This window comes from Nitrobacter sp. MLSD-S21 (assembly GCF_058809865.1).
The window spans coordinates 1-19,647 of sequence record NZ_JBXASZ010000009.1; the positions used below are offsets into that span (position 1 = coordinate 1).

The 19,647-nt window shown below is 62.0% G+C and carries 19 protein-coding genes and 2 pseudogenes; 9 read left to right on the forward strand and 12 right to left on the reverse strand.

Annotated features, from left to right (window positions below; genetic code table 11):
* The 4 genes and pseudogenes from AC1RT6_RS18470 to AC1RT6_RS18485 all read left to right on the forward strand — a co-directional run.
* The coding region (locus AC1RT6_RS18470) for an IS3 family transposase (protein ID WP_493029583.1) at positions 1–981 on the forward strand (981 nt) is incomplete at its 5' end.
* A 142-nt stretch (positions 982–1,123) separates the two neighbouring features.
* Positions 1,124–1,834 (forward strand): Crp/Fnr family transcriptional regulator, encoded by a 711-nt coding sequence (locus tag AC1RT6_RS18475; RefSeq protein ID WP_472791663.1) that lies wholly within the window; start codon positions 1,124–1,126, stop codon positions 1,832–1,834.
* A 16-nt stretch (positions 1,835–1,850) separates the two neighbouring features.
* The gene (locus AC1RT6_RS18480) at positions 1,851–2,117 is read left to right on the forward strand and encodes a DUF6894 family protein (protein ID WP_472791662.1); all 267 of its coding nucleotides are present in this window, start codon (positions 1,851–1,853) and stop codon (positions 2,115–2,117) included.
* Positions 2,118–2,144: 27 nt separating this feature from the next.
* Positions 2,145–2,377: pseudogene (locus tag AC1RT6_RS18485) on the forward strand (hypothetical protein); the annotation flags it as partial.
* A 276-nt stretch (positions 2,378–2,653) separates the two neighbouring features.
* Here the strand turns inward: AC1RT6_RS18485 and recD2 are convergent.
* Positions 2,654–4,152, reverse strand: a pseudogene (gene recD2, locus AC1RT6_RS18490) (SF1B family DNA helicase RecD2).
* A 411-nt stretch (positions 4,153–4,563) separates the two neighbouring features.
* Positions 4,564–4,824 carry a DUF6766 family protein gene (locus tag AC1RT6_RS18495; RefSeq protein WP_472791661.1) on the reverse strand — a complete coding sequence of 87 codons (261 nt, stop codon included), beginning with the start codon at positions 4,822–4,824 and terminating at the stop codon, positions 4,564–4,566.
* 419 nt (positions 4,825–5,243) lie between these two features.
* Here AC1RT6_RS18495 and AC1RT6_RS18500 point away from each other — a divergent pair, with 419 nt between their 5' ends.
* On the forward strand, positions 5,244–5,972 hold the full coding sequence (locus AC1RT6_RS18500; RefSeq protein WP_493029584.1) for a helix-turn-helix transcriptional regulator: 729 nt from the start codon (positions 5,244–5,246) through the stop codon (positions 5,970–5,972).
* 192 nt (positions 5,973–6,164) lie between these two features.
* Here the strand turns inward: AC1RT6_RS18500 and AC1RT6_RS18505 are convergent, their stop codons facing one another.
* The gene (locus AC1RT6_RS18505; RefSeq protein ID WP_472791814.1) at positions 6,165–6,308 is read right to left on the reverse strand and encodes a cold-shock protein; all 144 of its coding nucleotides are present in this window, start codon (positions 6,306–6,308) and stop codon (positions 6,165–6,167) included.
* A 161-nt stretch (positions 6,309–6,469) separates the two neighbouring features.
* Between AC1RT6_RS18505 and AC1RT6_RS18510 the strand changes: the two genes are divergently transcribed.
* From AC1RT6_RS18510 to xth, 4 genes are all read left to right on the forward strand, one after another.
* Positions 6,470–6,658, forward strand: a complete 189-nt coding sequence (locus AC1RT6_RS18510; RefSeq protein ID WP_472791659.1) for a hypothetical protein — start codon at positions 6,470–6,472, stop codon at positions 6,656–6,658.
* A gap of 433 nt (positions 6,659–7,091) precedes the next feature.
* Positions 7,092–7,949, forward strand: a complete 858-nt coding sequence (gene rnhB, locus AC1RT6_RS18515; RefSeq protein WP_493029585.1) for a ribonuclease HII — start codon at positions 7,092–7,094, stop codon at positions 7,947–7,949.
* A 645-nt stretch (positions 7,950–8,594) separates the two neighbouring features.
* Positions 8,595–10,493, forward strand: a complete 1,899-nt coding sequence (gene ligD, locus AC1RT6_RS18520) for a DNA ligase D (RefSeq protein ID WP_472791657.1) — start codon at positions 8,595–8,597, stop codon at positions 10,491–10,493.
* Positions 10,490–11,356, forward strand: a complete 867-nt coding sequence (gene xth, locus AC1RT6_RS18525) for an exodeoxyribonuclease III (protein WP_472791656.1) — start codon at positions 10,490–10,492, stop codon at positions 11,354–11,356. The genes ligD and xth overlap by 4 nt, the downstream gene beginning before the upstream one ends.
* 37 nt (positions 11,357–11,393) lie before the next feature.
* On the opposite strand, the gene AC1RT6_RS18530 is transcribed toward xth, so the two are convergent.
* From AC1RT6_RS18530 to AC1RT6_RS18570, 9 genes are read right to left on the reverse strand one after another with little or no spacing between them, the layout of a single operon-like run.
* Positions 11,394–13,538, reverse strand: coding sequence for a type IV secretory system conjugative DNA transfer family protein (locus AC1RT6_RS18530; protein WP_472791655.1), 2,145 nt, complete (start codon positions 13,536–13,538; stop codon positions 11,394–11,396).
* Positions 13,516–14,574 (reverse strand): P-type DNA transfer ATPase VirB11, encoded by a 1,059-nt coding sequence (virB11, locus tag AC1RT6_RS18535; RefSeq protein ID WP_472791654.1) that lies wholly within the window; start codon positions 14,572–14,574, stop codon positions 13,516–13,518. The genes AC1RT6_RS18530 and virB11 overlap by 23 nt, the downstream gene beginning before the upstream one ends.
* Complete coding sequence (gene virB10, locus AC1RT6_RS18540; protein WP_493029586.1) at positions 14,537–15,871, reverse strand: type IV secretion system protein VirB10; 1,335 nt, start codon at positions 15,869–15,871, stop codon at positions 14,537–14,539. Before virB10 ends, virB11 begins: the two co-directional genes overlap by 38 nt.
* A gap of 2 nt (positions 15,872–15,873) precedes the next feature.
* Entirely contained in the window at positions 15,874–16,677 is an 804-nt protein-coding gene (gene virB9, locus AC1RT6_RS18545; protein WP_493029587.1) for a P-type conjugative transfer protein VirB9, read from the reverse strand.
* Positions 16,674–17,390, reverse strand: coding sequence for a VirB8 family type IV secretion system protein (locus AC1RT6_RS18550; RefSeq protein ID WP_472791651.1), 717 nt, complete (start codon positions 17,388–17,390; stop codon positions 16,674–16,676). The genes virB9 and AC1RT6_RS18550 overlap by 4 nt, the downstream gene beginning before the upstream one ends.
* Positions 17,387–18,517: a TrbL/VirB6 family protein gene (locus tag AC1RT6_RS18555; RefSeq protein ID WP_472791650.1), complete on the reverse strand. Its 1,131-nt coding sequence runs from the start codon at positions 18,515–18,517 to the stop codon at positions 17,387–17,389. The genes AC1RT6_RS18550 and AC1RT6_RS18555 overlap by 4 nt, the downstream gene beginning before the upstream one ends.
* Positions 18,518–18,525: 8 nt before the next feature.
* The gene (locus AC1RT6_RS18560; RefSeq protein ID WP_472791649.1) at positions 18,526–18,723 is read right to left on the reverse strand and encodes a hypothetical protein; all 198 of its coding nucleotides are present in this window, start codon (positions 18,721–18,723) and stop codon (positions 18,526–18,528) included.
* Positions 18,720–18,905, reverse strand: coding sequence for a hypothetical protein (locus tag AC1RT6_RS18565; protein ID WP_472791648.1), 186 nt, complete (start codon positions 18,903–18,905; stop codon positions 18,720–18,722). Before AC1RT6_RS18565 ends, AC1RT6_RS18560 begins: the two co-directional genes overlap by 4 nt.
* 15 nt (positions 18,906–18,920) lie before the next feature.
* Positions 18,921–19,637, reverse strand: a complete 717-nt coding sequence (locus AC1RT6_RS18570; protein ID WP_472791647.1) for a type IV secretion system protein — start codon at positions 19,635–19,637, stop codon at positions 18,921–18,923.
* Positions 19,638–19,647: the final 10 nt, after the last annotated feature.

The following is a 19,647-nucleotide window of genomic DNA, read 5'->3' on the forward strand; positions in this document are numbered from 1 at the left end:
ATGAGATACCCCGCATCTGAGAAGCTCGAGATCATCAGGATGATTGAGCAGTCGCATCTTCCCGCGAAGAAGACGCTCGATCAGCTCGGCATTGCCCGGCGCACCTTCTACCGCTGGTATGACCGCTACCTTGAAGGCGGGCCCGAAGCGTTGGAGGATCGTCCTTCCCGGCCGAGCCGGGTCTGGAACCGCATCGGCGACAACATCCAGGCTCAGATCATCGAATTGGCGCTGGAGCAATCCGAGCTGTCGCCGCGCGAATTGGCGGTGCGATTCACCGACGAGAAGCGCTACTTCGTCTCGGAAGCCACCGTCTATCGCCTGCTCAAGGCCTACGATCTCATCCCTAGCCCGGCATTCGTGGTGATCAAGGCTGCCGACGAGTTCAAGGACAAGACGACGCGGCCCAACGAGATGTGGCAGACCGACTTCACTTACTTCAAGATCATCGGCTGGGGCTGGGTCTATCTGTCGACCGTGCTCGACGACTTCTCCCGCTATATCATCGCCTGGAAGCTGTGCACGACCATGCGGGCCGAGGATGTCACCGACACACTGGAACTGGCGCTCACGGCATCAGGCTGCGACAGCGCCAGGGTGCCGCACAAGCCAAAGCTGCTCAGCGACAACGGGCCGTCTTACATCGCGGCCGAACTCGCTGAATGGATCGGCGCCAACGGTATGAGTCATGTTCGCGGAGCGCCGCTTCACCCGCAGACCCAGGGCAAGATCGAGCGCTGGCACCAGACGCTCAAGAACCGCATCCTGCTGGAAAACTACTTCCTGCCCGGCGATCTCGAACACCAGATCGAGGCCTTCGTCGAACATTACAATCATCGCCGCTATCACGAGAGCCTCGGCAACGTCACGCCGGCCGACGCCTACTTCGGTAGGGCCTCTGCCATCATCGAACAACGCGAAAGGATCAAACGACAGACAATCCAATTCAGGCGCTTGCAACACCGCAAGCTCGTCGCTTAACATCACCAACCAGAGGCGGACACTCCGCTAAATCAAGCAGCCATCTGCGCCAAATGTTCTGACGACGGACAAGCCACGACAATTGGGCTCTGGCAACTGAGAGTTCTTGCGCTCCCGCCTTAATGCGAACTGGAGCGCAGAAATGTTGCAATCCAACGCGATCCTTGCGTCTTTGTCGGACAGTGACGTCGCAGCCTTACGACTTCATCTCAAAGCCACCCATCTGACTCAAAAGACCGTGCTGCATGAAGTTGGCGAGACGATCAAAGCGGTCTATTTCCCAATTGATGCAGTCATCTCTCTCGTGGTCACCCTCGCAACAGGCGAAACCACCGAGGCCGCAATGGTGGGCAAGGACGGTGCCGTTGGCATCGCGTCCGCGCTGGATGGAAAGGTTGCGCTAAGTCGTGCCATCGTTCAATTGAGCGGCGACGCCATGGTTTGTGATCCGGCGGCATTTAAAGGCACGGCGCTACAATCCGAGAAATTGATATCAAGGGTCATGCGACATGAGCAGACGCTGTTTGCGCAAGCGCAGCAGTCAACAGCTTGCATGGCAAATCATGAAGTCGAGGCCCGGCTTTGCCGTTGGCTACTTCGAGCCCGTGATTTGTCGGGAAGCGACCACCTTCCATTCACGCAAGAGTTTCTAGCTGAAATGCTAGGTGTTCGGCGGACGAGCGTGACGACCGTTGCCCACACGCTTCAACAAGCTGGAATGCTCAGTTACACGGCGGGAAAAATACAAATCCTCGACGTTGAAGGTCTAAGGGAGAGCGCCTGCGAGTGTTACGAAACGATCAAAGAGCAGTACGCCCAGCTGCTCGGCCCGTCAGCCGCGTCGGGAACTTGAAAAAGAGGGAACCGAAATGGCTCTCCCGGCCTTTGCGGGCAGAAGATTGTCCGTGCCGCGCTATTGCTTTAATATTTTAGGTGGAAAAATCATTCAGACCCCGTTGGCGAGGAGCTTGGCCGACAAGCACGCAGCTTGGAAAGAAGCGACGATAATGGCCGGCCAAATTCTTCAGGATATGGATGGCGATTTCGAACCAGGCCAAACGTGGCAGTTGGAAGTCACAGACGAGTTTGCCAATCCATTGTTTCACATCCAGGTGCACGCAGAGAATAGGAAATAGTACCGACTACTTTCGGTAGGCACCGCGATGGCCAACCGTACACCGAGAGATCTGGCCGATCGGATGGCCGCCCGGCGCCGGCAGGCGAAGGCCGAGGACGGCTACGCGCGCGAGACCTTTACCCAGCCTTAAGACCAAGCCCGTCAGACGGCGAGGGCGTTTTTGGATCGCTGGCCGGCCGCTGCGTACATGAGCGCCGTCGATGGCGCGAACTTCCCGGCGGCGAGATCGAGTTTACGATGAAGCGCTTGCGCAGCGCGGTTAAGCCCGCCGTTAACAAACCGTCGGATAGGCAGCCTATGAGGGAACGAGGCGGTGCGCGGTATCTGCGGCATTAGCGCAGATGCGGCTCAACTTTAGGCGAAGGAATCGCCCGTTGCTTCCTTGATGGTCGTTTCCAGCGTTGCAATCATCGCTCTGAAGTCTTCTGCGAGCTGGGAATGCCTTGCGCTTATGCGGGTCGGTTGCGAGCTTGCTTATGAGGAGGGCAATCATCAGCATCGTCTCTCAGCTTTTGGAGCCTGTTCAAAGGTCCTTCACGGTGTGGACCTTATCCGCCTTCTCAAATTCACAACAGAAATTGCGCGACGGAGCATGATAGTCTGGACGAACGTGGTTGCCGCTCGTCCCAGAGATTTAGGAACCGCTCCCCACGGCATGACTTTGACTAACGCAAAATCGCATTCGTAGTCGTTCTCGATCTGCATCACCTCGTCGCCGGGAGCAAATGTGCAGCCAAACCGCTCGACCTTATTTGGTCCTGCCGGATTGAGCGCAGCTTGCAGTTCGATATTAAGTGACCGCGCGCCGACCCCGCCTCGGTTCATAGGGCAGAGCACCTGAATGTCGCGAATGGGGTCGAGACCGAAGCGCTTGGGGATGCGCGTCTTTACCAATTCGACAATCCGCAGCACTGCCGTTTCCGGTTCTTCTGCCGGAACAAAGTAAAAGTCACTTTCGCCTTCCGGCTGCGTAAGATCGGGAATGAAGCCCTGATTGATGCGATGTGCAGTGGTGATGATCCGGCTCTGAGCTGCCTGTCGAAAGACCTCAGTTAGGCGCACCACGGGTAAGGCCCCCGAAGAAATGATATCCGCAAGCACTTGGCCCGGTCCCACCGACGGAAGTTGGTCGATATCACCGACGATCAGCAATGCTGCGGCATTTGGCAGGGCCTTCGTGAGAGCCTCATCAGCATCACATCGACCATCGAAGCCTCGTCGACAACGAGGAGGTCGCAGTCGAGCGGGTTGTCGTCCCCCCGCTTGCAACCCCCACCTTTAGAATCAACCTCCAGCAGCCGGTGTATCGTCTTGGCTTCGAAACCGGTCGCTTCGGTCATGCGCTTTGCCGCTCGTCCGGTCGGAGCGCACAATAGGAGGCGCACTCCTTTTGCTGTGAGGATCCGCAAAACACCTTTAACGATGGTGGTTTTGCCTACGCCTGGGCAGCCGGTCATCACCAGCACCTTAGACATGAGGGCGAGCCGAATCGCGGTGACCTGGGTTTCGGCAAGCGCCAGTCCAATTCGCTCTTCAACCCAAGGCAATGCCTTATCGGGATCAATCCAGCTCCAGGGAAGTGTCCCATTTGCAAGCCGGGTCAGCTTTTCGGAAATGGCGCGCTCCGCCCGGAACAGTCCGGCAAGGAATACGCCAGGGGTTTCGTCCACGCTATCTGCGATGACCGTTCCCTCGGTCAACTCCAAAGCTAGTGCCGTCCGCACCAGATCCACTGAAATCTCGAGCAACTTCTCGGCTAGCTTAGTCAGATCTTCCGCGGGCAGACCACAGTGTCCCTGGTCCGTCGCCTCGGTCAGTGCATAGGAAATGCCAGCCCGAACCCGGATCATGGCGGTTTTCTCAATGCCGAGCTTCATCGCGATCGCATCGGCTGTTTTAAATCCGATGCCCCGGATATCCCGCGCCAGTCGGTATGGGTTCTCCGACATGATCTGCACGGCTTCGGCGCCGTAGGTTTTAAAGATCCGCACCGCCCGGGCGGTGCCGACGCCGTTGCTGTGCAGGAAGACCATGATCTCTCGACGGCATCATCCGTAACGTCTCAGTTGGATACGCAATCCATAAAGTTGAGAAGACTGAGAACGAAGACGACGATGATGTGTGGCACGTGCTTGATTGGGAGCCATTAGAAATCAGCGCCGTCCCTATTCCGGCAGACGCTGGTTGGCCTTATAAGGCTGAGCAGTATCCCTGCGTCGTAGTCTCTAGCGGTATCGGGAGTCTTCGAGCAGCGGCAACGAAGGCACGAATGAGATGTCGCCAACGCATTGACCAGATCATCTAAAAGAGTTTACATGCTTGCTCGCTCGAAGGAAACTCCGTCCGCCGCCGCCACTGCCGCCGACATTGAAGCCGCGCTCTCGAAATACGACATCGCAACGCTTGAGGCCAGTTTTGCGACCTCGCAACAGCGTCGCACGGACTTACTGCCCACCGGGTCCGACGATGAAATCCTTGCCGCTGAAGCTCCCGAGATGAGCGATGATCGAAACCGGCATGGCGCCGTGCTGGACGGCCTCTTCATTCGCTGCTGCCTCGCTCGCCAGCCAGTGCAATACGAAGGAAGCCACGAACAATGCTCCCAGCGCCAGACCGAGCGAATGTGCCCATAACCTATCGTGTAAAGCAGCGCGGCAGCGGTACGATTTGTGAAAGAAATTCAGCGCTACTTTATAGATTCGCATAAGATCGATTATGGAATATATTCCTAGTCCGAAGCGGCGATGAGTTGCTTGATTTCGTCGCAGCCGCGGCCACAATTGTCGCAGAAAGCATCTGTGCTCGCAACGTCGGATGCATCAAAAGCGTTACTCGTGTAACCCGCCTTAGCCCGAGCTAATTCTAGCTTCGTTCACGTGAAAACGTCGCGGCACCGGCCGAAGCGTTTTTGTACTGTATTGCATTCCTGCATGTATAAGATATAGACCTAATATATCTTTGGTTTCTCGGGTCACATGGCGAGGTACGCACCTCCTATCCTAAAAATGCCCTCATCGAATCTCGACGGAAGTACCGCGCGGGTGTTGTTGATGAAGGTAACGGGTTGCTCGACAGACCTGACGTCGAGGCGACCTCCGCAAGTTATGGGGTGAGACCCTAACGAATGTCGGACCGCTTAAGCCAAACCGTCCACTTTATCGAGGCCATGGAGCAGACGAGAACTGCGGCCGAAATCGAAGACTGCCTTTTGAGGCTCGCAGCCGGGTTCGGCCTTACCGGTCTCTTTGCAGGCATCGTGCCGACACGCCCAGCGCCATTGGCTGAACTTCGCTCACGAATACTGTTTCAGCGCTTTCCAGCCCAATGGATAGATCGCTATAGCACGGAGGGGTACGTATTTCGCGATCCGATCATTCAGTACCTTCTTCACGAACGGGCGCCGTTCACCTGGCGAAAGGCCTATAAGAGGTGCTCTCAGCGTAGCAACGTTAGCCTGATACGAGGCGAAAGCACGGAATTCGGATTGCGCGACGGTTACGTTGTGCCGATTCATACAACAGATGGTGAGATCGTTTCTCTGTCGTTCGGCGGACCGGAAATACTTTCGTCATTGGACGATCTATCAGTGCTGAACTTTGCCGCCAGCTACGCCTTAGGCCGGCATTTGCATCGACTTGCGGCCTGGCAACGGGTCAGTAAAAATCTGACCCCACGGGAATGGGATTGTCTGCTGTGGGCAGGCGAGGGAAAGACGAACTGGGAGATTTCAGCGATTCTTGGAATCTCAACCTCAACCGTCACTAAGCATATTATGGCGGCGCGCGAAAAACTTGGTGCAGTCAGCAAAGCGCATGCCATCGCGACGGCGATTCGAACGAAGCTTCTCCGTTGACTGCGGAGGTTGGACTTTTATGTTGTTGAAACGACTTCTTCCGGGGTTTCAAAGCAGCATCGGACAAGCACTGAGTTCGGACTTCAGGGGGCCGGGTACGGGATCACACTTCGCCGGCCGTGACCGGCGGCTGGAGGATCAATCGATCCGGAGGTTTTCCGCGCTTTCTTTGCCGCGGTTCGCGACGACGTCTTAGCTGACTTTCTGTCCCTCGTTCAGATGCGAGAGGCCAGCCCTTTCGACCGCCGAGATATGGACGAACACGTCCTTGCCACCGCCGTCCGGCTCAATAAAGCCATAGCCTTTTTGTCCGTTGAACCACTTCACAGTACCAATTCCACTGTCGGAAACTCCTGTTGAACGATCCCTATCATGAGCGCTGGCGTGGATCGTCGCAAGCGCGTCGGTTCCAGCCAGAGTGTGTTTGACCGTCGGGATCGGGGAACGATAGGCAGCGTTTGCAATTGGCTCCGATCATCGCAACACCGGAGGATAACATGCGCTTAGTTAATTACGAAATCGTGGAAAGAGGCAAGTCATGGACCGTGCTTCACGACGGCCAAGCAGACAACGAATATGCCACGAAGGAAGCAGCGTTCGAAGCTGCCGTCGCCGTCGCATCGCTAGCGATCAAGCAAGGCTTCGAAGTGAGCATAAGCGTGCCTGGGACCGGGGCTAGCGATTGAACCGCACATCGCCGTCCCATTAAGCTTGCAGGAACGAAGTCATTTGCCTCAGCTTGTTCCGAAAACGAGATTGCAGAATGATGTATTGTTTTCGTGCGCAGGCTGAATGAGCCGAGCGGTTGGCAAAATCTATCACGACTGTGATATCGGCCAGTCGGTTGCTTTCAGCGACGCCATCAAAAACGGCGAACTATAATGAGCTTTCCGCCAAGGCCGGGCCACCGTTGAAGACCGTCCACGGGTCAGGCGCAAGAGGCAGGGCAATAACGTAAGGCCGGCCGGCGGGATGCGGGCGGCACTGATCGCTTGACACATTCCGAAGCGTTTTGAGATTTCACACTCGATTCAAGCGTCGCTGCGCCCGGCCTCCATGTTTATTGCCGCTGGCGCTGAATTTCAGATATTCGCCACAAAGCTTGGCGACACCTCTGACATGACCAGGTATTTACTGGACAAGCTCCGTCAGCGCTACGTCGTCGAAGGCAGGCCGCTCGAGGTCAGCCTTGAGAAAATCCTGCGCGCCGACACCCGCGCGGGCGCGCGGGCGATCCTCGCATCGGTTGAAAAGCGCCGCTTCGAAAATCGGTCCGAAGGACAGCGGCTTCGCAAGATACTTCGCTTTGAAACGCTTCTCTGGGACCAGGGGTTGGATGCGGTCGCGGGCGTCGATGAGGCCGGAATGAGTCCGCTTGCCGGGCCAGTTTCCGCTGCTGCGGTGATCCTGAAGCCTGGCACGCGTATAATCGGTATCGACGATTCAAAAAAGCTGGACGCGAGTTCGCGGGAGGCTCTCGCGATTGAGATCAAGGAAAAGGCGGAGGCATGGTCCGTCGCATTTGTCGAGGTCGAGGAGATCGACACCCTCAACATCTACTGGGCCGGCATCCTCGCCATGCGGCGGGCTGTTGAAGCGCTGGGCGTAACTCCGCAGCATCTGCTGATCGACGCAAAATGTTTGAAAGAGGTAGCGATCCCGCAGCAGGCAATTATCAAGGGCGATGCCAAGTCCGCCAGCATCGCCGCAGCTTCCATTTTGGCTAAGGTCTCGCGCGATGCGCTGATGCGAACGCTCGAGTCGCGTCATCCCGGCTACGGATTTGCCGAGCACAAAGGTTATCCCGTGCGCGCCCATTACGACGCTCTTTTTAGGCTCGGCGCCTGCGCTGCCCACAGGCGCTCGTTTGGTCCCGTGCGTGAGTCCCTTGGCTTGCCGCCGTCGCCGCCCTGGCCCATGCCAGCGGAACGCGGGGGGCGCACTGTCCGGGCCCGAGGCAGAACCCCGGCGTCCTGAGGGCGTTTGACCTTCCTGGCTCTCAAGGAGTTCCTAATTGGCAGGCGCAGGCCGTAGTCTGGCTGGAAGGCGCCGTCACCGTCACTTCATGGCCTTCCCGCGCATGTGAGGCCGCTGCGATTGCGGCTAGAACGCGGCTTCCCTTGTGACGTACTCTGCCTTGCCGTTATGGCGTACTAGCCATGCGCCTATGGTGCCGGAAATCTCGAAATTCCTTCTAGTCGGCAACTGAGCGCTCCCTGGCCGTGTCTGCGTATTTGGGGTCGGCGCCGGCGAATTTCAGTCATGGACTACCTCTAACAAACTTTTAAAGAGTCTGCCTATCCGATGTTGTCTCCGAGCAGCGACGGCAGGCTGGCGCTCGTATACCATGGACCGGTCTCTGGCCCGGCTTCCTATTATGGTCCGCGTATTAGGTAGTCCGCCCTATCCGCCCGGTTAACCCCTTGAAGAGCGCGAGGGATGTCCTTCCTTTGGTCTCCCGCAGCGCTTGAAACTTTGAGCGCTTTCGATACTTGAGTCTGGAAGCAGAATACCCAATGGAAACAATCCTCTCCGGCGAGAGGGGCAGATTCAGCGGCGGCGCGCAGAGACGCAAGGTATGCCGAAGTCCAAACAGGCTTGTAAAGAGGGTTAGTCTGGCGAATGGCGCGCATAGCAACGAAGAAGAGACCCCGCGCCGCCGAGCCGGTTCAAAGCGGCAGAAACGTCAAGGTGCACGCGCCTCCTCCGTTCCGGCCTGTTCAGCTCGCCACACTCGTCGACGCCATCCCGGCGGACACGGACTGGATCCACGAAATGAAGTACGACGGCTACCGCACCCTCCTCGCGGTCGGGGGCGGCAAGGTGCGCTGCTACACCCGGTCAGGGCTCGACTGGTCCGACCGCTTCCCCGGAATTGCCGCGGAGGCAAGCAAGCTCCGCGTCAAGTCGGCGCTGATAGACGGCGAGGCAGTGGTGCTCGACGCCGACGGCCGGTCCAACTTCCAGGCGCTGCAGAACGCACTGAAAGCGGCTCGAGAGGACATCGACTATTTCGCTTTCGACCTCCTCGAGGTGAATGGGGAGGATCTCACGCGCCTCCCGCTTCTCGATCGCAAGGCGCGACTGAAGACCATCCTCCCCGCCCAGGCTCACCGCATCCGCTACTCCGACCACATCGAGGGCAGCGGCGAGAAGCTGCTGGAGCGCTTCTGCGCAGCGGGCCTCGAGGGCGTCGTCTCGAAGCTGGGAAACTCGAAATACGTCGGCGCGCGGTCGGGCAGTTGGGTCAAGACCAAATGCATCAAGCGCCAGGAGTTCGTAGTCGCCGGATGGACGCCGTCGGACAAACGGCGCGCGTTTCGCTCCCTGATCCTTGCCGTTCACGACGGCGGCAAACTGCGATACGCCGGAAAGGTCGGGACCGGCTTCGACACGGCCGAGCTGGGCCGGCTGATGAAGATCATGGCTCCCCTCGAGCAGAAGTCACCGACCGTCCCCGCGCCGCGCGCGGAAGTCCGGGGCGCGCACTGGCTCCGCCCCGAGCTCGTGGCCGAGATCGCCTACACGGAGATGACCAAGGACGGCACGCTCAGGCACCCGAGCTACCTCGGCCTGCGTGAAGACAAGAGGCCTGAGGCCGTCGTGGTCGAGACCGAGCGTCACGCGGCCGACGTTCCCTCGGCTGCCAAGAGCAATGTCGCGATCACCAACCGCGACCGCGTGGTCTACCCGGAATCAAACATCACCAAGGGCCAGCTCGCCGACTACTACGCTGCGGTGAGCCCGATCATGCTGCCGTGGATCGGCAGCCGGCCTGTCAGCCTCGTCCGGTGCCCGCAAGGCCGAGCGAAGAAGTGCTTCTTCCAGAAGCACGACGCAGGCAGCTTCGGCGAGACGGTCCACCACGTCGGCATTGTCGAGAAGGACGGCCACGAGGAGCCGTATCTGTATGTCGATGACGCCGACGGACTGATGACTTGCGTGCAAATGGGGACGATCGAATTCCACGGCTGGGGGGCGCGCATTGAGGACGTCGAGAAGGCCGACCGGCTGATCTTCGATCTCGACCCCGACGAAGGCCTCTCCTTCGAGGCGGTGCGGGCCGCCGCATTCCAGTTCAGGGACATCCTGAAGTCGATCGGCCTCGAGACCTTCCCGATGCTGACCGGAGGCAAGGGCGTGCACGTCGTCGCGCCGCTCACGCCGAAAGCCGAATGGCCGCAGGTGAAGGATTTCGCCCACCGCCTCGCGGAAGCGGTGGCGCAGAGCGACCCGGAGCATTTCACCGCGGCGCTCTCGAAGGCGCGGCGCAAGGGCCGCATCTTCGTCGATTATCTGCGCAACCAGCGCGGCGCCACCGCCGTCATGCCCTACAGCGCGCGATCGCGCGCGGGAGCGCCTGTCGCCGCCCCGATCACGTGGCGGGAGATGAAGACGATCGACAAGCCATCCCACTTTCACGTCGGCGACGCGAATGAGCTATTGAAGCGCGCCTCGTCAAAGGCGCTCGCGGGCTGGGGGCGCGCGGACCAGGTCCTGCCGGACCTGCGGAAGCCGTGAGGGTCGCGACTTACAACGTGAACGGCGTGAACGGCAGGCTGCCGGTCCTCCTGCGCTGGCTCGAGGAATCGCAGCCCGACATCGTCTGCCTGCAGGAGCTGAAGGCGCCGCAAGAGAAGTTTCCCGAAAAGCCGATCCGCGACCTCGGCTACGACGCGATCTGGCACGGGCAGAAGAGTTGGAACGGCGTCGCCATCCTGAGCCGCGTCGGCCCGATCGAGGAGACCAGGCGCGGCCTGCCCGGCGATCCCGACGACTCGCACAGCCGATACATCGAGGCCGCGGTCGGCGGCATTCTCATCGGCGGCCTCTACCTGCCCAACGGCAACCCCATGCCTGGCCCGAAATTCGACTACAAGCTGCGCTGGTTCGACAGGCTGATCGACCACGCTTCGGAGCTCTTGCAGTCGGGGAAGCCCGCCGTGCTCGCCGGCGACTTCAACGTCATGCCGACCGACCTCGACGTCTACAAGCCCGAGCGCTGGCTGGACGACGCGCTGTTCGCGCCCGAGGCGCGCGCGGCCTATTTCCGGCTCCTGAAGCAGGGCTGGACGGACGCCCTACGCACCCTCCACCCCGACGAGCGGATCTACACGTTCTGGGACTACTTCCGTAACGCCTACACGCGCAACGCAGGCTTGCGCATCGACCACCTTCTGCTCAGTCCGTCGGTCGCCGCGAGGCTGGCGGACGCGCAGGTCGATGCCAATGTCAGGGGCTGGGAGAAGACGAGCGACCACGCCCCTGTCTGGGTTGAACTGACGGACAAGCGAAGCGCCCGCGCACGCGCTAAGCCTAAAGCGCGCGGGAACGGCGCTCCTCGTGGCGCGGCGGCGCGTCGCCGCAGCAAAAGCGGCGCCTGAGTATTCGCGCCCGCGCGACATTCCGGCGGCTCCGGTACTATTTCCCGTCGTCGCCGAACGAGCTGTGCAAGGCGCCGAGCGTCTCGATTGCCTGCCGCACCTTGGGATCCGACGCCTCGCGCAGCATGGCCTTCATCGCGTCGAAGCCGTGGTCCTGCTCTTGGGCCGCGGCGGCCAGGATCTCGCGCACGTCGCAGCTCTCCCCTGAGGGAGCGGACGGCTGCTCGCCGAGCGAGAGCGTCTTGCTTGGCTTGGGTTCTGGCGGGCGAGCAGCGGGTAGTCGCGGCTTGAGAGCCAACGGTGCGGCTTTCGCCGACGCCATCGGCTCGGCCTTAGTTTTCGCCGGCGCGCGCTGCGGCTGACGCCGGGCGGCGGGCTTGCGCGCGGGCGACGGCGGCGACGGCGCCGCTTCCTCCGTAGTCTTCTGCTGTTCCGGCACCGGATCGATCGCGCCCTGCAGGGCCTCGTCTTGCCAGGCGCGCAGCCGGGGCAGGACCGGGGGCGAGCCCTTCGCCTGCTCGAAGTAGCCGCGGTAGGGCTTATCCAAGTAATGCCTGATCTTCGTGACCGCGAACGACGTCGAGTTCTTCACCATCAGGATTGAGATGCGCGCCGACATCTCCCGCAGCTCCAGCGGACTGCGCAGCGGACGCGGCGTGTAGTGAGGCGCCCAGACGCGGGGTGCGAAGATGCCCTGCCCCGGCCGCTCGATCGGCGTCTTGTAGACATGCGTCATCTCGCCGAGCATCTCTGAGACGAATTCCGAGGTCTCGAGGTCGTTGATCTGAATGAACAGCTTGATCTGCGAGCCGGAGACCGTGGTGATGCGCGTGTTCTTGCCGTAGAGCTCGTCAAGCTGCGCGAGGTCCTGCATGACAATCGCCATGCGGAATCCGTAGCCGGCGCTGATCGTGATCTTGGAGATCAGGGAGTTCATGCGCCCGACGTGGTAGAATTCATCGAGCATGAGCAGGACCTGGTACGGTTCGTCATCGCCGGGAATCTTCACCATCATCAGATCGTGGATCTGCTGAAAGAGAATCCGGATCAGCGGCCGGAAAATCGACAGCTCGGCGATCGTGCAGCCGATGAAGATCGTCATCGGTGTGCGCCGCAGCTCGCGGATGTCGAAGTCCGACGTCTCCGTGGCGGCCGAGATCAGACCGTTGTTCCACAGCGACATCGCCATGTTGACGTTGAACACGGCGCTGTTGCGCGTTTCCGGCTCGAGCGCGATGTACTGGTTGAAGCTGTCGACGACCCAGGTCGGCAGATGCTGCCGTTCGGTCCTGACGATCGCGCGCAGCACGGACGATATATCCTTGCCCGTCGTCGTCATCCGAGCCACGGTGCGCATGTGCTGCGCGCCAGCGATCAGCGGCGAGGCGAGCACGTAGCCGATCAACGCGGATAGCAGGAGACGTCCTGCCCCCGCCCAGGTGTCGTCTGCCTTCTCGGGAATCACGAACGATGCGACGACGAGGCAGTCCGTCGCCATGCGCTCGTCGCGGCGCACGAAATCGAGCGGATTGTAGCGGTGCGTGTCGTTCGAGCCCGGCGAGAACATGAACACCTTGTTGCCTTTTCGCCCGCGATGGTTCGCGAGCGCGTCGAAGTTCTCGCGCTTCGGGTCGAAGAAAACCGCCGAGCCCTCCCAAAGATAACCGTTCGGTAGGACGAAGCCGGTGCCCTTGCCCGAACGCGACGGCCCCACGACGAGGACGTGGGCCGGCTCGTTGGAGCGGAGCGTCGCGCCGCCGAGCGTGCCGAGCACGATGCCGTGCTTGGACGTCAGGCCTTGCTTCGCCGCCTCCATGACGCTGCCGAAGCGCGCGGCCCCGTAAGGCATCTGCCGCCGGTTGACGTAGGCGAACAGCGCCCCGCCGAACCCGAGCGCCACGACCGCAGCAGCGGCGTAGCCGGCGCGGATGAGAGCCTCTACCCGAGTTGGCGTGTAGACGAGGCGATCGTAGAAGTGCCGCCAGGCGACCAGGAAGAAGTCGGCCGAGCGGTCGGCGTTCTGCATGCGAAACAGTGCCCAGCGCGACGCGCCCTCGCTCGGGAAGCGCGTCGGCGCCCAACGCAAGGCGACCGCGATCTCATAAGCCATGCTCCACAGCAGCCAGAAGGCGAGCAAGAGGAGGATCGCGACGCCGATCCTATACGCGACGACGCGCGACATGCCGGCCCTTCCCTCCGGCGCGCTCTTGGCGCCATTCCTCCATCCGGGAAAAATAGACCGCCGACGTCCCGCGCCAGCCGCCGACCTTGGTTTGCTGGACGACGATCGGCAGCACCGACTTGATGTAGCCGACGATCTCGTCGCGGCGCAGGCCGAGGCCAGCCTGCATGACCATCAAGGCGAGCTGCTCGAAGGCGCCAGCCGGGCTGTCGGCGTGCATGGTCGTGATACTGCCCGGGTGGCCGGTGTTGATCGCGCGCAGGAACGAGTAGGCCTCGGCGCCACGGATTTCGCCGAGGAAGATGCGGTCCGGCCGCAGCCGCATCGAGGCTTGCAGCAAGGTCTCGATCGTGACGCGCGCTTCGCCCTGGTCGCCCTTGGACGCGACCAGCGGCAGGTAGTTCCTTTGCAGCGGGTTGACCTCTCTCGTGTCCTCGATGGTGATGATGCGCTCCTCGACGGGCACTTCTTTGAGGATCGCGTTGAGAAACGTGGTCTTGCCGGAGCTAGTCCCCCCTGAAAGAAGGATGGAGTAACGGCTGACCACCGCGAGCCTGATGAAGTCTTCGATGCGGCCCGCGTCGAGGTGCTCGCACAGCTGCCTGTCAGTCTCCGACAGCGTGCCCTCGCCCGCCGTCGTCACCTTCTCGAACGACCCCAGCTTGCGATAGTCGTCGAGCCGCATCTCCTTGATAACCTGCTTGCGGATAGCGAACGCGCCTCCCGTTGTCGTCGCCGGTGGCATCACGCCCTGGAAGCGCTCCCCCGTCGGCAACGCCGCCGAGAGCAGTGGGTGCTCCTCGTTGACGCTCTGCCCCGAATGCCCAGCAACCCGTTCGGCGAGGTGCCGGAGGGCCTGCTCCGTCAGGCTGGGCACTTCATGGCGCTCCATCGCGGCCTGCCCGAAGCGTTCCACCCAGACCCCGCCGGGGCCATTGGCGCAAATCTCGACGACCTGGTCGTCGTCGAGCCAGGGCCGGATGGGATCGAGGGCGCGGTCAATGAAGACCGTCAGGCTTCGTGCGGGCGCGTTCACGCTTGAGCTCCCTCAGGGCTTCCTTGACGGGGTCCGGGTAGAGCGCGGAGAAATCGAGGTCGCGCCTCACGAAGACGATGATCCGTGTGCCCTGGTCGAGGTAGATCGTCGGTGGGATGTTGATCGAGTTTCTCAGCGCTTCCTGAGCAATGTTGGTCAATGTTTGCGAGACATTTTGCGCCGCGATCTGGCGGGCCAACTGGTTCTGGTTCACGCCGGTCTGCGTCTGCGTCACTGCGCCCGTAACAGGATCGGTCGTCGTGATGACCGTGCCGTTGCCGTAGCCGTTGGTGTTCTGTCCGTAAGCGCTGAGGAACTGCGACGCGCCGCCGACGAGCGATAGCACAACAGCCGAGCCGAAGCGCTCGAGGTAATGGTTGTCGACGAAGCCGGAATTGCCGGCGCGGCCTAGATCGTCCGTACCGTTCGACCCGAGCTGCACCGAGATGCCATCCGACCGCAGCATGCGCGTCCAGACCACGAAGACGCGGGTCTGCCCCTGGGCGATGCCTGACTTGTATTCGCCGACAAGGCGGCTGCCTGCTGGGATGAGCACCCGGCGGCCATCGAACGACCAGACATTCTCGCTGACGACCGCCCGCACCATTCCCGGGAGATCGCTTTGGAGCGCTGTCTCCAGCACGCCGCGGATCATCGTTCCCTGCGCCACCAGCGCGTCGGTGCGGTTGTTCTTGGTCGCACGTGAGACCTCCACCCCGGCGGCGGATACCGAGGCCAGGAACCGCCGGTTGGGGTCCTCCTCCGGGCCGCTCGCTGCCCTCCCTGAATCGTCCGGGTTCTCAGTATTCGCAGCCGCCGCGGAGTTGTCGTCGATGACCTGCGGGGCGCGGAGCCGCTCCCACCTGCGACGCTCCTCCTCCTGCCGCTGCCGCTCCAGTTCGGCAAGGCGGCGCGCTTCATCGTTCGGCTGCGCGATCACCAGCGGCGGCTCGGGGGGCGGCGGTGCCGGCAAGGCGAGAGGCGGCGCGACCGGAGGAGGCGGGACCGGCTCGGCCGGCGCCTGCGGGATCACGATCGTGCCCTGGTTGGTCTGCGTCCGCGGCGAGAACAGCGACGGCGCCGGAAACTGCGTGGTCGTGAACTCTTCCTTATCCGGCGTCATCAGGGTTGGTGAACGCCGCCCCACCGTGCCGTAGATCATCCAGCCCGTGACGACGAGCGCGCCGACCGGCATGCCGAACTTGAGGAAATTTCCAAGCGCAGTCCGGTCCCGAGCCACCGAGGTCGCCGCCGCGGCTTCGAGTTCGAATGAGCGGTAGTCGTCTGGCGTGGGCATCGTCAGCCTCCCGCAGTCATGGCCGCACCCACACGTTGCGGCGCGTAAGGCTCAAGCCCGTTCGGCTCATGCAGGTTGGTGAGGCGGCGATTGAAGATGCAGGTCGATTCTTGGCCGTTGCGCAGCGTCCATTGCGGCGAGACCTTGTCGACGACGACGTAAGGCCCCTCGGTGCGGAAGTTGACGAGGCTCTCATTGCGGTCGGCGTCGACGATGTAGAGCGCCGGCGTCTCCCCCTCGAAGCGGAACCAAGTCTTAATCCCGTCGTCGAAGACGGCGACCGGCTTGTTCGCGGATGAGCCCTTGTAGCCGTAGTCGCTGTTGGCGTTCGCGATATTGAGGTCTTTGAGATTGGGGTTAGCGGCGCGCTGCTTGGCTTCGGCCAGAAGCTTGGCGCTTGCCTCATCGTCGGGGAATCGGAAACGCACTGCGTAGATTTGACTTGACGGCGGCCGCGTGTTCGAGCGCAGCAAAAACAAATAGATGCGCTTGTCGGTGACGACGTTGAGATTCGATATCGCATTCTTGTCGACCGGCTTGACGAAGATGATGTCACCCGTGCGGTTCGGCTCGACCTTCCAGGCGATCGAGTCGCCGAGCGCCAGGGTTTCGATCTTCTCATCGGGCTGCAGCTCGATCATCGTCGAGGTGCCGTAGCTGGCGTCGATCGCGGTGACGTTGTCCCTGTTGTAGGCGACGTCCCGCACACGCGAGTCGGTGCGGCCAGGCCGCGGCAAGGCTTCTGCGTGGGCGGCGCTTGCCGCGATGCAGAGGGCAACACTGACGAGGGCGCACCGCATTCTCATTGCTGCGCACCCATCGTTCCCGGCGACGGCGCCGTTTCCTGATCGCGGCGATACTCAAGCACCTGGAAGCCGAGTGGGTTGTCGAAACGCCACTCGTTGCGCATGGGGGCGGATGTGTAGCGGAAACGCACGAGCGAGACCCAGTTGCGCGTGACGATGTTGGTCGACGACTTCTCCTCGGTGGCAAAGCGAGCCAAGGCCGTCCGGTTGTTCGGGAACGTCACCGACTTGATGGTGACGGCGACGACCGTGTTTGTGCCGTAGACCTTGACGGGATTGCTTGGATTGGCGGGCGAGTAGATCTCGGTGAGCTCGCGTGCGGCGTCTCCGCTAGCCAGCAACTGGGCCAGGTCGAAGTTGTCCTTCAAAGCTTTCGGGTCGTAGGTCTCCCGCGCCTTGATGTAGCGCACGACATTGAAGGTCGTGACCGCTTCGTCCTGGGTGAGCGGTCCCTCCGCCATCGGGTGCTTCACCTCGACGAAGCCAGTCGTCTTGTCGACGACGACCATGTAGGGCTCGTAGGTCTTGAGGGGGACGAGCAGTGCCAAGGTGCAGAGGGCTCCGACGGCAACGACGGTCATCACCGTGGCAATGATCCAGGCGAGGGCGCGGGAATTTCGGTTTCGCCGCGCGATGTCGCGCTCCCAGGTCACCCCGTCGACGTAGTAGCGCGGGTCGACCCGTGCCGGCTCCGAAGCGGTGGTCTCTGTCATGGCCGACCTCCTCCAGCTTGCGGCGGCGGGGTGCCGGGATTGCGCAGTTGCTCAGCCAGCCGCCGGAACTCGGCCGACTGTGACCAGGAGGCAGCGCGCAAGCCGACGCGCGCGCGCTGGCGTGACGCCAGCTCCTCGCGACGCGACATCGAAGCCGGATTCAGCGGGTTGCGGAATGCAAGGCGCGCCCGGTTGGTGGCGGCTCCAAGGCGATACCCCGTCGCGGTCGCAATGACCGAGCCGATGCGCGGCGAGAAAATCGGCACGCCGCCGGCGATCGCGGCCGCCATGTTGTTGATTTGGCTCAGCAGCAGGATGCCGATGATCGCGAGCAGCACGACCGGGCCGATTGTCGCCCAAGTCGCCGACTTGGAGTTGGCGACGCCGTTGAGCGTGTCGATCGTCTGCTGGATCAGCGAGACGTAGAAGGCGAGGAAAGCGTAGACGAGCACCTGCACCAGGAAATACTGCACGAGCGCGCTCAGCCAGCCGCTGAAAAAGCGCGTGGTGACCGCAAACAGCAGCAGGATGATGAACAGCGGAGCGAGCGCAAGGAGCAGCCACATGAACATCTTCGACAGGACGATGAGAAAGATCGCAAAGCCAATCAGGATCGCCATCACGACGTAGAACACCGCCGCGAAGATGTAGGGACCCCAGTTGGTGATGCCGGCGTTCTGCAAAAACGCCTCGGTCGCGCTGTTGGTCGTGTCCCACATGTTCTGCAGGGCGGACTGGACCCCATTGACCGAGTTCAGGTTCGCGGATGTGCCGGTGTGGTTGGCGGATGTGACTGCGCTGAGAAGCGCGTTGCCGATGGCCGAGGGGCCGTCGTTGAGGAAATTGTAGGCGAGCGTCTGGAATTCGCCCCACTTCGTAGCCATCGCGTAGATCAGCACCGCGCGGAACAGGCGAAACGCGTGGTCGGCCGGACCGCCCGTCGAGGTGCCCTGCCAGATCCCGACGCCCCAGAAGATGACGTAGAGCGTGAGCAGCAGGCCGGCGACGCTCGTCGCGCCGCCGGACGTCGCCGCGCTCGCCAGCGCCTGGTAGGCCGTCGACACGTAGTTCTGCCCCAACTGGTCGACCGATTGGAGCAGTGTCGTGATGTTGAAGCTGTTCGCCATCGCCCCTCTCAGATCGGCCGCATCGGACCGCAGTGGTCGATCGCCTTGAAGGCCTGGGGCGGCGCGGGCGCCGGCTGCATGTCGGAATAGGCGAGCGGCGTCCCGCCCTCGTCGGGGGAGCAGGGTGCCTTCAAAGGCTTGTAGGCGCAGCCGCCGAGCGCGAGGGCGGTGAATGCCAGGATGAATAGTGCGTATCCCCTCTTCACTGGGCGGGCGCCTTCGGCTGCGTGAACGTCATCGCGTGCGAGGCGGCCTTCGCCCCGTCGTCCTGCGGGGCGCGCGCGCCGACTTCAGCTGACTGTCGCGGCCCCTGCAGGAGCGCGTAGCGGCCGGCGGCGTAGGCGATGGCCGCCGCGACGGCGGCTAGAATGAGGCTACGCTTCGACATGTCCCCTCCCCTGCTTTACTGCTGCATGAACTTCATCGCGCGGGCGGCGGAGGACTCCGCCGCGATGCGGTCGAGGTTGGCCTGGTTCGCTGCCGCCGCCGCGTTGTTGACGACGCCATTGAGCTCGTTGATCGTCTGCCCGGTCTGGATCTGCACTTGCGTGTTCTGGTCGACGCTGCCCTTCAGGTCCTGGGCCTTGCCGATCTGCTGGCCACCCTGGGTGAAGGCTGACGACCGCAGCAGCACCGCGCCCTGCGTCGAGGTGATGAGCCCCGAAAGGGTTGCGGCCACGTTGACGGAGTTCTTGTAGGCGGTGTCCGCCGGATGGGACTGGCCGTTCACGAGGCCGGTGATGGTCTGCACGAGCTGCAGGCCGTTGATCAGCGTGGAGACGATGTTCTGGGATGCCGACCCCATGCCGGCGAAAGACAGCGCTCCGCCTGAGATCACCGATCCGAGCGACGGCGCCTGGGCCATCGAGAAGCCGCCGCCGAGCGCCATCTTCGCGAGCGTGCCTTGGGCCTGCGAGGACCGGTCGCCGGTGACGGCCTGCAGTGTCTTCTGCGTATACTGGAGGATCTGCTGGTCGGCGCTGAGGATCTGCTGCGTGCTGGTCGCGATCTGCTGAGCCTTGGCGAGGTTGGCGCTGTCGATCACTGGGACCTGCGCCATCGCCGGCACAGCGCCTGCCAACGATGATGCGAATACTGCGAGCATGAGAATCCGGCGCATCGCGTCCTCC